The organism is Mycobacterium hubeiense, from assembly GCF_002838065.1.
In the GTDB taxonomy this organism is placed as follows: Bacteria; Actinomycetota; Actinomycetes; order Mycobacteriales; family Mycobacteriaceae; genus Mycobacterium; species Mycobacterium hubeiense.
This window is the reverse complement of the sequence record NZ_PIZU01000140.1, coordinates 1-499: the sequence shown is the minus strand read 5'-3', so window position 1 is coordinate 499 and position 499 is coordinate 1. Positions and strand designations below refer to the sequence as shown.

The following is a 499-nucleotide window of genomic DNA, read 5'->3' as shown; positions in this document are numbered from 1 at the left end:
TGGGGCCATGCCGAGGACACGGTGCGCCTGGCCGCGGCGCTGCGCCCGGCGCTGGCGGCCCGCGGTGTGCCGAATGCGGTGTATGTCGATAACGGCTCGCCCTATGTGGATACGTGGTTGTTGCGGGCGTGCGCGAAACTCGGGGTGCGCCTTGTCCATTCGACACCAGGCCGGCCCGAAGGCAGAGGGAAGATAGAGAGGTTTTTCAGGACCGTGCGCGAGCAGTTCCTGGTCGAGATCACCGGCGAACCCGACATCGCCGGCCGCCCCCACGTGACCGACCTGGCCGAGCTGAATCGGCTGTTCGCGGCCTGGGTCGAAACCGTCTATCACCGCACGGTGCATTCCGAAACCGGGCAGACCCCGCGGGCGCGCTGGTCAGCGCCCGGACCGGTCCCGCTGCCCGCGCCGGAGGCGCTCACCGAGGCGTTCCTGTGGGAGGAACATCGCCGGGTGAACAAGACGGCCACCGTGGCGCTACATGGCAATCGCTATGAGG

General features: G+C 68.5%; 1 pseudogene. It reads left to right on the top strand.

Features of this window, described 5'->3' with window-relative positions:
* Window positions 1-499 (top strand): annotated as a pseudogene (locus CWS39_RS28425) (integrase core domain-containing protein); the annotation flags it as partial.